This window comes from Roseovarius sp., from assembly GCF_965277045.1.
Classification (GTDB): domain Bacteria; phylum Pseudomonadota; class Alphaproteobacteria; order Rhodobacterales; family Rhodobacteraceae; genus Roseovarius.
In genome coordinates, this window is the sequence record NZ_OZ255712.1 from 1398823 (window position 1) to 1411927 (window position 13105).

At 65.2% G+C, this 13105-nt stretch carries 12 protein-coding genes and 1 tRNA gene; 5 read left to right on the forward strand and 8 right to left on the reverse strand.

Annotated elements, in window-relative coordinates:
• Window positions 1–32 precede the first annotated feature (32 nt).
• The 6 genes from ACQY4V_RS06860 to ACQY4V_RS06885 form a co-directional block, all read right to left on the reverse strand.
• Entirely contained in the window at window positions 33–2282 is a 2250-nt protein-coding gene (locus ACQY4V_RS06860) for a molybdopterin cofactor-binding domain-containing protein (RefSeq protein WP_428516107.1), read from the reverse strand.
• A 1-nt stretch (window position 2283) separates the two neighbouring features.
• A complete protein-coding gene (locus tag ACQY4V_RS06865; RefSeq protein WP_428516108.1) occupies window positions 2284–2742 on the reverse strand; it encodes a (2Fe-2S)-binding protein in 459 nt (152 codons plus the stop codon).
• Between the two features lie 139 nt (window positions 2743–2881).
• Window positions 2882–2958 (reverse strand) — tRNA-Arg (locus ACQY4V_RS06870).
• 73 nt (window positions 2959–3031) lie between these two features.
• Complete coding sequence (locus ACQY4V_RS06875; protein ID WP_428516109.1) at window positions 3032–4426, reverse strand: sensor histidine kinase; 1395 nt, start codon at window positions 4424–4426, stop codon at window positions 3032–3034.
• Window positions 4427–4451: 25 nt separating this feature from the next.
• A complete protein-coding gene (locus tag ACQY4V_RS06880) occupies window positions 4452–5870 on the reverse strand; it encodes a dihydrolipoyl dehydrogenase family protein (protein WP_428516110.1) in 1419 nt (472 codons plus the stop codon).
• Between the two features lie 3 nt (window positions 5871–5873).
• On the reverse strand, window positions 5874–6605 hold the full coding sequence (locus ACQY4V_RS06885) for a TVP38/TMEM64 family protein (RefSeq protein ID WP_428516111.1): 732 nt from the start codon (window positions 6603–6605) through the stop codon (window positions 5874–5876).
• A 281-nt stretch (window positions 6606–6886) separates the two neighbouring features.
• On the opposite strand from ACQY4V_RS06885, the gene rpmH reads away from it, so the two are divergent.
• Genes rpmH through ACQY4V_RS06905 form a run of 4 tightly spaced genes read left to right on the forward strand, consistent with a single transcriptional unit; the run spans window position 6887 to window position 8548 of the window.
• Window positions 6887–7021 (forward strand): 50S ribosomal protein L34, encoded by a 135-nt coding sequence (gene rpmH, locus ACQY4V_RS06890; protein WP_005980833.1) that lies wholly within the window; start codon window positions 6887–6889, stop codon window positions 7019–7021.
• Window positions 7022–7045: 24 nt separating this feature from the next.
• The gene (gene rnpA / locus ACQY4V_RS06895) at window positions 7046–7438 is read left to right on the forward strand and encodes a ribonuclease P protein component (protein WP_428516112.1); all 393 of its coding nucleotides are present in this window, start codon (window positions 7046–7048) and stop codon (window positions 7436–7438) included.
• Window positions 7435–7683 (forward strand): membrane protein insertion efficiency factor YidD, encoded by a 249-nt coding sequence (gene yidD, locus ACQY4V_RS06900; protein ID WP_428516113.1) that lies wholly within the window; start codon window positions 7435–7437, stop codon window positions 7681–7683. The genes rnpA and yidD overlap by 4 nt, the downstream gene beginning before the upstream one ends.
• On the forward strand, window positions 7670–8548 hold the full coding sequence (locus ACQY4V_RS06905; RefSeq protein WP_428516114.1) for a sulfotransferase domain-containing protein: 879 nt from the start codon (window positions 7670–7672) through the stop codon (window positions 8546–8548). The genes yidD and ACQY4V_RS06905 overlap by 14 nt, the downstream gene beginning before the upstream one ends.
• A 276-nt stretch (window positions 8549–8824) precedes the next feature.
• On the opposite strand, the gene ACQY4V_RS06910 is transcribed toward ACQY4V_RS06905, so the two are convergent.
• Window positions 8825–10195 (reverse strand): ammonium transporter, encoded by a 1371-nt coding sequence (locus ACQY4V_RS06910; RefSeq protein WP_428516115.1) that lies wholly within the window; start codon window positions 10193–10195, stop codon window positions 8825–8827.
• 247 nt (window positions 10196–10442) lie between these two features.
• Complete coding sequence (gene speB, locus ACQY4V_RS06915; protein WP_428516116.1) at window positions 10443–11396, reverse strand: agmatinase; 954 nt, start codon at window positions 11394–11396, stop codon at window positions 10443–10445.
• Window positions 11397–11636: 240 nt separating this feature from the next.
• Between speB and guaB the strand changes: the two genes are divergently transcribed.
• Window positions 11637–13085: an IMP dehydrogenase gene (guaB, locus tag ACQY4V_RS06920; protein WP_428516117.1), complete on the forward strand. Its 1449-nt coding sequence runs from the start codon at window positions 11637–11639 to the stop codon at window positions 13083–13085.
• Window positions 13086–13105: the final 20 nt, after the last annotated feature.

The following is a 13105-nucleotide window of genomic DNA, read 5'->3' on the forward strand; positions in this document are numbered from 1 at the left end:
GGCAAGGCGTCGTCACATTCGCCGCTTATGCGTCACGCGAAATCGACGAACTTGCTGAATGGCATTTCCCGCAGGCGAGTACCGGTGGCCGCGAAAACCGCCGCCGCCAGGGCCGGGGCGGCGGGTGGTACCGGCGGTTCGCCGACGCCGCGCACTCTGTCGCCGTTTTCCAGGCCGCGCACCTCGATCCGGGGTGTCTGATACAGGCGCATCGCCTGAAAGCTGTCGAAATTCTGCTGTTCGGCGCGGCCGTCGGCATAGGTGATTTCACAATTCATCGCGTGACCCAGTCCGAATATGACACCGCCGGCGACCTGGTTCTCGAAATTCAGCGGATCGACAACCGTGCCCACTTCGGCGGCGACCCAGGCGCGACGAATCCGCAGACCGGATTCCGTCGTTTCGACCTCGACCACCTCGGCGCAGGGCACGCCGAAGGACTTGGTGAAGGCCACGCCGCGTCCCACGCCATCGCCGGGATGGGGGCCTGTCCAGTCGCTCATCTCGCCCACGGCCTCCAGCACGGCGCGGGCCAGCGGATCGTTGCACAGACGAAGCCGCTCTTCCAGCGGGTCTGTGCCTGCGGCATGGATCAGCTCGTCCAGACCCGCATTGTAGAAAAACCCGTTCGTGGAGGCTCCGACCGACCGCCAGGAACTGATAGGTGCCAAGGGCGGAGCACGGTAGCCCGTCACGCGGTGATGGGGCAGGGCAAAAGGCTGCTCGAACGCCCCCGCCACGATCTGGCTATCAGGGCCGGGCACGCTTTGGCCCTGCCGCGCCATCTGGGACAGGATGACCGAAGGCATGGCGATGCCAAGATCGAACACCTCGACGCGGCCGTCGCGCACGGTGCCGCGCATTCTGCCCATCGCGATCTGGCGCGGGAAGTCATGGGTCATGTCTTCCTCTCGCGAATAGGTCAGCTTGACCGGGGTGCCCTTCATCTCCATCGCGATCTCGGTTGCGTGCCTGACCACCGTATCTTCCAGCCGGTGGCCGAAACTTCCGCCGATCATCTGCACGTTGAGAGTGATGTTCTCTTCCGCAACGCCAGTGATCCGCGCCACATTGGCCAGAACGAAGCGCGGTATCTGCGTCCCTGTCCATATCTCGACCGAATCCTCATCGACGCGGACGGTCGCGTTGACGGGCTCCAGCGGCGCGTGGGCAAGGTAGGGCGCACGGAACTCGGCCTCGATCACATCGCCTGCGCGCGCGGCAATCGTTGCATCGACGTCTCCGTCATCGCGTTTGCGGCTGTCCAGGGCGTCGTCGTTGAAACTGTCCGACAAGGCTTGCCAGTGATCGTCCATTTCCGTCGGCACCGGGCCGTCTGGCCAGCTTACGCCCAAGGCACGCGCGCCCTTGAAGGCGGTCCATGTGGTGTCGGCGACTACGCCCAGCCCGCCGGTGATCTCGACCACGGACTGAACGCCGGGAATCTTGAAGGCTTCGCCGGTGTCGTAACTGCCCAGTGCCCCGTTCTGCGCGGGGTTCAGAACGACCGTGGCATGAACCATGCCCGGCAGTTCGACATCTATCCCGTATCCCTGCGTTCCGGTCGATTTCGCCACCATGTCCAGCCGCGGCGTCGCATGACCGATCAGCCGCCATTCGGAGGGCTGGCGCAACGCGACGTCCGTGACGGGCTCGATTTCGGCCAGCTGCGCGGCAAGATCCGTATAGGCCAGCGTCGATCCGTCCGGCAGCAGCACCGCACCATCCTTCGTCGAGAGCGTATCGACCGCATGGCCCGTCGCGCGGGCGGCGGCAGCCTTGAGCGTTTCACGCGCGGAGGCGCCTGCGGCCCGCAGCTTGTCGAATCCGTCGGGGGTGGTGGTGGAGCCGCCGGTGATCTGCAAACCCAGGAACTTGGATGCGGCGGAGACGACAGTCTCGGCCGCGTCTTGTCCAAGGCCGCCCCCCGGAACGAGAAAGGCCGCGGTTTCTTCGGCCAGCGCCCGGTTCCAATAGGCCACGTCAGGCGGGCCGGGATCGACCGAGACCTGATCCAGCGTGACGTCCAGTTCCTCGGCCAGCAGCATCGCCTGCACCTGGTAGGCGCCCTGACCCTTATCGGCGCGGGGCGTGATCAGGGTGATTCCGTCGGAACGGATCAGCACGTATGGCGTCAGTGCCGCCTCGCCATCGTTGAGCCCCGTCAGAAGCGGATTGGCGTAGGGCGTCCTGTATCGCCAGACACCAAAGGCCACGCCCCCCGCGGCGGCCACGGCCCCGACAAGGAAGCTTCGGCGCGCTATTTTTCCGGCCCGGCTCATCCTAGGCTCCCTTCAACTTTGCCGCAGCGGCCCTGACGGCGGCGCGAATACGCGGATAGGTGCCGCAGCGGCAAAGGTTGCCGGACAGGGCCTCGTCGATCTCGTCATCGCTCGGGTCGGGCATTTCCGACAGCAAGGCCGCGGCCTGCATGATCTGGCCGGATTGACAGTATCCGCATTGCGCCACTTGCGTCTCGATCCAGGCTTGCTGGACCGGATGGGGCGACTCGGGGGTGCCAAGCCCGTGGATCGTGGTGACGGCGCCCCAGACATCCTGCGCCGGAACCTGGCAGGATCGCACGGCCTTGCCATCAATATGAACGGTGCATGCACCGCATTGAGCGATTCCGCAGCCATATTTCACGCCGGTCTTGCCCAGTAGGTCGCGCAGCACCCAGAGCAGCGGCATATCCTCTGCGACGTCGATGTCGTGCACCGTGCCGTCTACGGTCAATTTCATGGCGACCTCTTTGCCGAACACCTCATGGCAAGGGTATACTCATGCGGTCGGATGTCGAGGGAAACGCCACGTGACGTGGGCGCTGAAAGGCGCTTGCCGCAGTGTGTCTTAGGAGTGCGGAAGTGGCGAGTGGGGGAAGTGGCGGACCGAGGAGGATTCGAACCCCCGACCCCCTGATTCGTAGTCAGGTACTCTATCCAGCTGAGCTATCGGTCCGTGAGGACGAGCATCTAGACCCAAGCGCCGTGCAATGCAAGGGGGCCGGCGCGGAAAATCCGGGGAAAATCCGTCAGTCCAGTTCAAGGCCGCCGCGAGGCAATGAAATCCGAAACACCGTGCCGCTGTCGTCGGTCCGCTCAAGGTCCAGCGTGCCGCCGTGACCGCGGATCAGCTCGGCGGCGATCGACAGGCCCAGCCCCGTGCCGCCCTTGGTCGCTCCGCCATGGAAAGGCTGAAACAGATGTTGGCGTGCCTTGGCCGGCAGGCCCGGCCCCGTGTCGGCGACATGGATCAGCCATGCGTCGCCGGTTTCCTGTCCTGAAATGGCGATCTCTCCGGGCTTGCCGCTGTTGACGATGGCCTGCCGGGCATTGCGCACGAGGTTGGCGATCACGCGGTAGAGCTGTTCGTGATCCGCGCGCACGACAAGCGCCGTCGGCACGTCCTCGGCAAAGCTGATATCGGCGTCGCCCACGGCCAGACGCTCGCTTTCGATGACGTCCGACACCACGTCGATCAGCGCGAAACGGCCCAGGGTGGGCGGCTGTTCCTCGGCCTTGCCATAGGCCAGCGTGGACTCGCACAGATGCACGGCGCGGGCGATGGAGTTGACCAGCTTGGGCGCCATGCGCTTGACCGCCGGGTCCTCGCTCATTTCGATCCGGTCGGTGAAAAGCTGTGCCGAGGTCAGGATGTTGCGCAGATCATGGCTGACCTTGGCCACCGCGCCGCCCAGCTGAGCCAGGCGTTCGCGCTGGCGCAGGGACGATGTCAGCTGGGTCTGAAGCTTGTGCAGCGCCTCTTCGGCCTGGCGGATCTCGGTGGTGGTGGACCGAGGCGTGATCACCCGGTTCGCGTCCTCGGGGGCTTCGGCATAGCGGGTCATGTGCCGCGCGACGCTGGCGATGGGCCGCACCAGAAAGGCGCGCACGGCAAAATAAAGCAGGGCGGCGGTCACGACCGAAATCATCGCCGACAGGAACAGGATACGCAGGCCATAATCCAGCATTGCGGCACGCAACTCGTCCGTGAGCAGGGTGATCTCGATCAGCAGACCGCCCATCTGCGACGGATCACCGATCACCCGGATCATCTCTGGCTCGGGGGTGGCCAGCCGGGTCACGGCGTCCCCGATCAGTTCAAGAGGCGTGGCATCGCGCAGATCGAACGTGTCCACGATGGGCGAGGGCATGGGCGCCGACAGCATCAGCTGACGCGCCTCGTCACGACGCAGCACCACGTTGAAGACGCCGGCATTCTGCAGCAGTTCTTCCTGCAGCTCGTTCGAGATCTCGTCGCTGGCCAGCAGCGCCAGGGACGCGATCTGGGCACGTTCCAGCCGGTCCATCAGAAAATCTTCGCGGAACCGGGCGATGGACGGGAAAAAGATCAGGACCTCGGCCAGCATGACGAATACCACGGTCAGGATCAGGAACCGTCCCGAGAGTGATTTCAGAAATCCCATCTTGCCCGTTCCGTCGCCTTGTCTCTCAGGGCAGCCAGCGCTGCACCAGCCGCACGATCCGCTTGACCCCGTCGCTTTCGAACAGCCGCGGCGTGAAGTACGCCCCCGCGGCCCGTTTGTTGAGTTCCCCCAACGTGGGATAAGGCGCAACCATGGCGCTGATATGCTTCATTTTCAAGTTGTTGGCGAGGGCCAAGGCCCAAGTGTGTATAAGCTCGCCCGCTTGGGCGCCGACGATGGTGGCGCCGACAGGACGGCCACCGACCACCATGACCTTGACGAAGCCCGTGGTCTTGCGCGTGGCGATGGCGCGGTCGTTCCCGTCATACTCGGCGCGGACGACTTCCAGCTTCTGTCCGTGCGCCTTGCGGGCCTGCGCTTCGGTCAGGCCGACCTGGGCGAGTTCGGGGTCTGTGTAGGTCGTCCAGGGCAGGTGCGCGGTGCTGGCCTTGGCGGGCAGGCCCAGCACGGCGGAACGGATGACGATACCCGCGTGATAGCCCGCCACATGGGTGAATTGCAGGCCGCCCGCGACGTCGCCGATGGCGTAGACCTTTGAATTGCTGGTCTTCAGGGCGGCGTCGACCTTGATGCCGGATCTGGTGGATTTGATGCCTGCCGCCTCGAGGTTCAGCCGGTCGATATTTGGCTTGCGGCCCACGGCCACCAAAAGGTGCGAGCCCTTGAAGACCTGGCCGTCCTTGGTTTCCACCTCGATCGCGCCGGCGGTGCCGCGCACCTGCGCCGCGGTCGCGCCCTCGACGATCTCAAGGCCTTCCTCACGCAGATGGTCCAGCACCAATGCCGCCGCCTCGGGGTCGTCCTTGCCAAGGGCCTTGTCGCCTTCAATCACGGTGACCTTGCAGCCCAGTCGCAGATGCGCCTGCGCCATTTCCATGCCGATGGGCCCGCCGCCGATGACCAGCAGGTGCTCGGGCTTTTCGCGCAGGTCGAACAGTGTTTCGTTCGTCTCATAGGGCACGTCCTCCAACCCCGGGATGGGCGGCACGAGTGGCGAGGAGCCGGTGGCGATGACGATGCGCCGGGAGCGGATCACGGTGTCGCCGGCCTTGACCTCGGTTGGCGCGATGAACTGGCCGTAGTCGCGGATGACCTTGACGCCCAGACCCTCGAACCGTTCCTGGCTGTCATGCGGGGCGATGGTGGCGATCACGTCCCGAACGTGATCCTTTGCGGCGGCGTAGTCCACCGTGGGCGCGACATCGGCGACGCCGTAAGGGGCGGCGTGTGCCTGGCCATGGGCGGCCTTGGCCGAGGCGATGAGGGCCTTGGAGGGCACACAGCCGAAGTTGAGGCAGTCACCGCCCATTTCGTGGCCTTCCAGAAGGACCACGTCGGCGCCCATCTGTGCCGCGCCCGAGGCGACGGAGAGGCCGCCGGATCCGGCCCCGATGACGAGGATGTCAGTCTTGATGTCGGCCATGGCCTAGATGTCCTTCTTGCCGCGCACGGTCTTGATCACGATAGGTAGTGCTGCCAGCACGCAAAGCCCGAGAATGGGGCCGATCACCTGCGGCTCCCACAGCAGAGATAAATCAGGTCGTTCTCCGCGGTCGAAGACCTCTCCGAGGCCGACGCCGATCCAGGTGAAGACGATGGCGCCGGGGATGATGCCGATTGCGGTCGTCCAGAGGAAATTGACGAAGCGCACCCCGACCAGCGCGGGCAGCAGGTTGGCCACGAAGAACGGCACCACGGGCACGAGACGCATCAGCAAAAGGACACTGATTTCATGCTCATGCAGGCCGGTCTTGATCTTCTTCAGCGTGCCTTCGGAGGCGTCCATCTTTGCCGCGAGCGTGCGGCCAAGGCCCCAACGCGCGGCCATGAAGATGGCCGAGGCGCCGATCACGGCGGCGGTGACGTTGAAGACTGTGCCAAGCGCGAGGCCGAAGAGAAATCCGCCGGTCACCGAGGCGACCGCTGCACCGGGCAGCGAGAAGGCCACGATGCTCACGTAGGCGGCGATGAATATCCCTGCGAGGAGGATATGATTATCGTCGCGAAAGGCCAGCAAGGCCTCGCGATTTTCGGCCAGCGTGTCGAAAGTCAGGTAGTCGCCCAGCGTGAAATACCCGACGATGGCGGCGATCAGGATCACGGCCAGGGGCGCGTGGCGGATATAGGCGGGGCGCCTGGTGTCGTCGGCAGTGTCCATGTCGGGGTCCGGTACGATTGACTGTCCTTCCCTAGATGCGCGATCCTCGGGCGTCGCGCCAGATGCTTCACGCGGGGGTGATGCGGGGTGATGGGTTCGGGGCCTTAATGTCGGGTTTCGGGTGGCTTTGTAACAAAGCCGGCCATCGGGGCAGGGTTTTTGTTGCAAAAGCCAATCGGATGTTTGACTTGGGTCCCGCAGGCCCCTATAGACCGGGCTTCAATACGAATTCCGGCTTTCGCGATTCCTGAGCGAGGCCAAGAACACCGGAGAGCCGAGCGATGAAACGCACGTATCAACCCTCGAACCTGGTCCGCAAGCGGCGCCACGGTTTCCGCGCGCGCATGGCCACCAAGGCCGGCCGCAAGATCCTGAACGCGCGTCGCGCGCGTGGCCGCAAGTCGCTGAGCGCGTAAGCGCCAGCCAGGATCCGTACGGACATGACACCGCCGGAGGCCCTCGTGGATGACACGGGGAAAACGCCCCCGGCGGTTTCCGTTTGCCTGGAGGTTCTCAAGAAACGCCCTGATTTCCTGGCCGCTGCCAAGGGACGCAGGCAGGCGATGAAGGGTCTGGTGCTGCAAGTGCGGGACCGGCGGGACGACAGCGACACGATCCGGGTGGGGTTCACCTGTTCCAAGAAGGTGGGCAATGCCGTTACCCGCAACCGGGCCAAGCGGCGCTTGCGCGAAGTGGCGCGCAAGGTGCTGACGGAAAACGGAAAATCCGGCCATGACTATGTGCTGATCGGGCGGGCCGGGGCCACGGTGGACCGCGATTTCCAAGGCCTGTGCGAGGATCTGCGGCGGGCGCTGGCCTCGGTTCACAGATGAGCCCGCTGGCGCATATACTGGCCCTACCGGTCAAGGGATACCGGCTGTTATTCAGCCCCTGGGTGGGGTTCAATTGCCGCTACCATCCCACGTGCAGCCAATATGCGTTGGACGCCCTGCGCACCCATGGGGGCCTGAAGGGCGGGTGGCTGGCCGCGCGCCGGATCGCGCGGTGCAATCCCTGGGGCGGCTGCGGCTATGACCCGGTGCCGGGCAAAGGGGAGGCGCGCGATGAAGCGTCCTGAGACGCTGGCGCAGATGAACGCGGCGCTGGGGCGGTTCGCCACGGAGCATGGCGTCGAGACGGGGTTGGCCTATCGCCCGGGTCCTTCGGACATCTTCATTTCGCCCTACAGCAAGTGCGGCACCACCTGGGTCACGCAGATCGCGCATGGGTTGCGGTCCGGGGGCGACATGGATTTCGACGAGATTACCGATGTCGTGCCTTGGCTGGAACTGGCGCACGATATGGGCAAAGACGTTAACGCGCCGCAACCCTACCGTCCGCGGCTCTTCAAGAGCCATCTGCCCTGGGGGGTGATTCCCGAAGGCGGGCGCTATATCGTCGTGCTGCGCGACCCGGTGGATGCGATGGTGTCGCTCTACCGGTTCTTCGACGGCTGGACCTTCGAGCGCGGGGCGATTTCGCTGGAGGATTTCGCGGAGTACTACCTGGATCGGATGGGCCGCGAGGATTACTGGAGCCATGCGTCGTCCTGGTGGGGTGTGCGCGACCGCGACGACGTGCTGGTGCTGGCCTATGAGCACATGAAGCGGGACCTGGTGAAGAATGTCGCGCAAGTGGCGGATTTCATGGGGATATCCGATGAGCGGACACGCGCCGTGGCGGAGGCTCAGGCGACGCTGGATTTCATGAAAGCGCATGGGCGGCAGTTCGACGACCATCTTGTGCGACAGGCCCGCGACGCGGCATGCGACCTGCCGCCGGGCGGCGAGGCCAGCAAGGTGGTGAGCGGGCGCGCCGGCGCCGGGCGGGCGCAGATCGGCGCGGCGATGCACGAGGCCTATGCCGCCAAATGGCGCGAGACCATGGGCGCGGCGCATGGGTTGAAGAGCTATGAGGACGTGCTGACGGCGTTGAAGGCTTAACGGGGCATTGAGGCACCGAGCGCCGAAACGGCTGGGTTAAACGGCTCGATTCGACCCGAAACGGCATGTCGGTATCGCGTCGGTATTCCAGTGGTATCGCGACGGTGCGGATTTTCGCGTTTTGAGGGATTAACGCGGCGGCCGGTTGTGATGGATTGTTAACCGATGCGCAGGTGGGTTTTCACCCACCCTACGAGGTCCCGGGACGGGAGCCCGAAACGCATCGCGGCGACGGGTAGGACCCCGCCGCCGCGACTCCGTGAGTGGTGCCAGATGTCAGCCCTTGGCGATGGGCGTGTCCTCGCGCGTGGGCACGTCAGGCTCCAACCCCCAGCGCAGACCGTCGAGACCGGCGGCCATCTCGTCGTCGGTGTTGCGCAACCCGATCGTCACCTTGAGGATCAGCGCCGTCACGAGGCCGGTCACCAGGCCCGCCCCAAGGCAGACCACGATGCCGATCAGCTGCATGGTCAGGCCGATCTGACCGTGCTGGAAGGCGTATTCGCCTTCGGTGATGCCGAAATAGCCGCCGCGCGGCGTGCCGGCCTCGAGGATGCCGACCATGATCAGGCCATAGCTGCCCGCGCCGAGAAAGAGCGGCAGCAGCTTGTGCTCGTCGAACTCGCGCTTCAGCGTGAATTCATAGACGATATAGGAGATGACCGGCGCGCCCAGCGCCACCAGGAACATCTCGCCCGGTTGGTAGACGTCGAAGCCGCAGGCGCCGGCCACGTAGCCCGCCAGGGGCCCCAGCAGCAGGTAGGCGTATTTGCGGGTGGCATAGGCGAGGATGCCGCCCGTCACCGCGCCGCCGGCCCAGGCCATGGCGTAGTTGTTCACGGCAAGGCCCACGCTGGTTTCCGCCATCGTGACGCTGACCGCCAGCGCCTCGGGGTCGAAGAAGAAGAGACAGGAGACGATGACCATGGGCAGGCCCGCGAAGATGGTCAGCAGGCCCACCGCCGCCAGCCCGATGCTGGGCGCGTGGTAGCCCGAGACCAAGGGGTGCGGGTTGAACATGCCGGGCCGCTGACCCAGCATGGGCACCAGCGCCAGCGCCATGCCGGTGGGGAAGAGATAGACGAAGCCCACACCGAAGAAGTCGTGAAAGCCCGCATTGGTGAGCGGGCCCACAGACCCCCAAGTGTAGAAGCTGAGGATCGACGAGGCCACGGCGGCCACGACGCAGAGCACGTAATAGGCCGAGGCCTTGATGCGTTCGGACACCGCGAAGTGGAAGAGGATGTTCACGATCCCGGCAAAGACCGCGAGGAAGAAGACGAAAATCTGGAAGGTGTTCAGCCCCGGAAAGGTCGCCGGATCGGTGGTGGAGGCGTTGGCGTTCAGCATCCCGCCGAAAAGCCACCAGTCGCGCAAGGAGTCGCCCATGGTCGCGCCTTCCATGATGTAATACTGCGCCGCCCAGAAGCCGAAGCCGATGGCGAAATAGGTGGTAAAGCCCAGAAAGAAGCCCATGACCTTTTCGATGGTCGAATTGAACAGGCTTTTGCGCCGGGTGGTGCCTGCGTCGATCATCAGAAGGCCGACGACGACGGTGATCGCGCCGACGGTCCCGGAGAGATAGACGAGGTTCTGGACAAGGGAATTCAGGGTGACCTGGTCGGCCTGAATGGCTGCGAGATCCATTTTGGGTGTGTCCTCCACTGTTGGGTTTCGGGACCGTCCGTCGCCGGTCGGGATTGGTGCGCAAGCGACGAACCAAAAGTGAACCGGAATAAGGGGCGGGTCCCGCTTTGCTTTTTGTTTTGATTAAATGTTGCGCAGAAAATGGCGTATGTGAAGGAAAAAATGGCTGTAGGTGGAAAACAGGCACGAGTTTGCGTCGCGCCAAGCTGGGCGAGTGATCCAAAAGTGTACCTAAAGGCGCGGGTCGTCAGCTGCGGGCGTGAAAGATGAAGCCCAGGAGGTTCAGAAGCACCTGCGCCGCGAGGATCGAGGTGGAGCCGGTGGGGTCGTAATCCGGTGCCACTTCGACGAGGTCGATGCCCACGATCTCGTGGTTTCGGGCGACCTGTTGCAAGATTTCCAGCACGTCGTAATAGAGGAACCCGCCATGGCTGGGCGTCCCGGTGCCGGGCGCAATGGAGGGGCAGAAGGCGTCGATGTCGATGGTGATATAGACGCGGGAGCCCGCGGGGATGCGATCGGCGGTGGCCTCGGGGCCAAGCCTGCGGACCTGCCGGACCGACAGGATATCCGAGCCGCGCGCCCGGGCGTCGTCATAGCCTTCCTTGGCGGTCGAGCTGACATTGCGGATACCAAGCTGGGTGAGGCCGGTCACGTAAGGCTTTTCGGCGGCGCGGCGCATGGGGTTGCCGTGGCCGTGGCGGACGCCGTGGCGCTCGTCGACGAAATCGAGATGGGCGTCGATCTGCAGGACGTGGATGTCGCCCTGGTCGTCAAAGGCGTTGATGCAGGGGATGTTGATGGAATGGTCGCCGCCGATGGTGACGGGCAGGGCGCCCGCCGCGAGGATGGCGCGGACGCCGGTCTCTATATTGGCGTGAGATTTCACCGTGTCGGTGTGGACGATGTCGGCGTCGCCGATATCGACGATGCTGACCTCGCCGGGCAGATAGGTGGCATCGTCCTCGTGGTCATAGGCGCCGGCGTGGCCGAAAGAGAAGAGCGTCGAGGCCTCGCGCACGCCGCGGGGGCCGAAGCGGGCGCCCGAGCGCCATTGGGTGCCGGCATCGAACGGCGCGCCGAGAATGGCCACGTCGGCGTCGATCCGGGCCCAGTCCGAGACGTAGGGGCGTTTTCCGAAGGTGGAGATGCCGACGAAGGGCAGGTCGAGCCGGCCGCTTTCGTATCCGTGTGTGCTCATGCGCGGTGTCCTCTGGTTGAGGCGACGCTAGCTTGGCGCGGGACGTATTGGCAAGTGCGGCGGCGCGTGGGTTTTCACCCACCCTACGGGGCTGTGGCGGGCGGCAGTCCGGTCTTGATCCGGGATCTTGTGGCGGGGCGGCCCCCTGTCATCTGCGCGCACCCGCCAATCGGCCCTTTCCATTCCCTCCGACGCGTGCAATAGGGAACCGCCAAACGAGACACCCCAAGGAGATGCGCCATGGAGATTCGTGAGGCCCTCACTTTCGACGATGTTCTGCTGGTTCCCGCGAAGTCCAGCGTGCTGCCCACCACGGCGGACACGCGCACCCGCGTGACCCGCTCGATCGACCTCAACATCCCGCTTCTGAGTTCCGCGATGGACACGGTGACCGAAGGGCGGATGGCGATCTGCATGGCCCAGTCGGGCGGCATGGGCGTCATTCACCGCAACCTGACGGTCGACCAGCAGGCCAAGGAAGTGCGGCGGGTGAAGCGGTTCGAAAGCGGGATCGTCTACAACCCGGTGACCCTGCGCGCCGACCAGACTCTGGGCGATGCCAAGGCACTGATCGAGCGCTACAACTTCACCGGGTTTCCGGTGGTGGACGACAAGGGCCACGTGGTGGGCATCGTGACCAACCGCGACATGCGGTTCGCCACCAGCGACGACACGCCGGTGCACGTGATGATGACCAGTGACAACCTGGCGATCCTGACCGAGCCTGCCGACCGCGAGGAGGCCAAGAGCCTGATGAAGGCGCGGCGGATCGAGAAACTGCTGGTCACGAATGCCGAGGGCAAGCTGACCGGCCTTCTGACGCTGAAGGACACCGAGCAGGCCGTGCTGAACCCGACCGCCTGCAAGGACGGGCTGGGCCGGCTGCGCGTGGCCGCGGCCTCGACCGTGGGCGACGCGGGCTTCGAGCGGACGCAGGCGCTGGTGGATGCGGGCGTGGATATGGTGGTGATCGACACCGCCCATGGCCATTCCGAAGGCGTGGCGCAGGCCGTGGAGCGGGCCAAGAAACTGTCCAACGAGGTGCAGATCGTGGCCGGCAACGTGGCCACCGCCGAGGCGACGCGGGCGCTGATCGGCGCCGGTGCGGATGCGGTGAAGGTCGGCATCGGGCCGGGCAGCATCTGCACCACGCGGATGGTGGCGGGCGTGGGCATGCCGCAGCTGACCGCGGTGATGGATTGCGCCGCGGCGGCGGGCGACACGCCGGTCATCGCCGATGGCGGCATCAAGTTCTCGGGCGATTTCGCCAAGGCGATCGCGGCGGGCGCGTCCTGCGCCATGGTCGGCAGCATGCTGGCGGGCACGGACGAGTCCCCCGGCGAGGTGATCCTCTACCAGGGGCGCAGCTTCAAGGCGTATCGCGGCATGGGCAGCCTTGCCGCCATGGCCCGCGGCTCGGCCGACCGGTATTTCCAGAAGGACGCGGCGAGCGACAAGCTGGTGCCCGAGGGCGTCGAGGGGCAGGTGCCCTACAAGGGCAGTGCGGCCACGGTGCTGCATCAGTTGGTGGGCGGCCTGCGGGCGGCGATGGGCTATACCGGCTGCGCCACGGTCGAGGAGATGCGCAGCAATTGCGAGTTCATCAAGATCACCGGGGCGGGGCTGAAGGAAAGCCACGTGCACGACGTGCAGATCACCCGCGAAAGCCCCAACTACCGCATTGGCTGATGCGGCGGTCATCCGTGGCC

What these genes read in the sequence shown, in the direction of transcription:
- ACQY4V_RS06860 (WP_428516107.1), bottom strand. Translation starts at nt 2,282, where the DNA reads ATGAGCCGGGCCGGAAAAATAGCGCGCCGAAGCTTCCTTGTCGGGGCC.
- ACQY4V_RS06865 (WP_428516108.1), bottom strand. Translation starts at nt 2,742, where the DNA reads ATGAAATTGACCGTAGACGGCACGGTGCACGACATCGACGTCGCAGAG.
- ACQY4V_RS06875 (WP_428516109.1), bottom strand. Translation starts at nt 4,426, where the DNA reads ATGGGATTTCTGAAATCACTCTCGGGACGGTTCCTGATCCTGACCGTG.
- ACQY4V_RS06880 (WP_428516110.1), bottom strand. Translation starts at nt 5,870, where the DNA reads ATGGCCGACATCAAGACTGACATCCTCGTCATCGGGGCCGGATCCGGC.
- ACQY4V_RS06885 (WP_428516111.1), bottom strand. Translation starts at nt 6,605, where the DNA reads ATGGACACTGCCGACGACACCAGGCGCCCCGCCTATATCCGCCACGCG.
- rpmH (WP_005980833.1), top strand. Translation starts at nt 6,887, where the DNA reads ATGAAACGCACGTATCAACCCTCGAACCTGGTCCGCAAGCGGCGCCAC.
- rnpA (WP_428516112.1), top strand. Translation starts at nt 7,046, where the DNA reads ATGACACCGCCGGAGGCCCTCGTGGATGACACGGGGAAAACGCCCCCG.
- yidD (WP_428516113.1), top strand. Translation starts at nt 7,435, where the DNA reads ATGAGCCCGCTGGCGCATATACTGGCCCTACCGGTCAAGGGATACCGG.
- ACQY4V_RS06905 (WP_428516114.1), top strand. Translation starts at nt 7,670, where the DNA reads ATGAAGCGTCCTGAGACGCTGGCGCAGATGAACGCGGCGCTGGGGCGG.
- ACQY4V_RS06910 (WP_428516115.1), bottom strand. Translation starts at nt 10,195, where the DNA reads ATGGATCTCGCAGCCATTCAGGCCGACCAGGTCACCCTGAATTCCCTT.
- speB (WP_428516116.1), bottom strand. Translation starts at nt 11,396, where the DNA reads ATGAGCACACACGGATACGAAAGCGGCCGGCTCGACCTGCCCTTCGTC.
- guaB (WP_428516117.1), top strand. Translation starts at nt 11,637, where the DNA reads ATGGAGATTCGTGAGGCCCTCACTTTCGACGATGTTCTGCTGGTTCCC.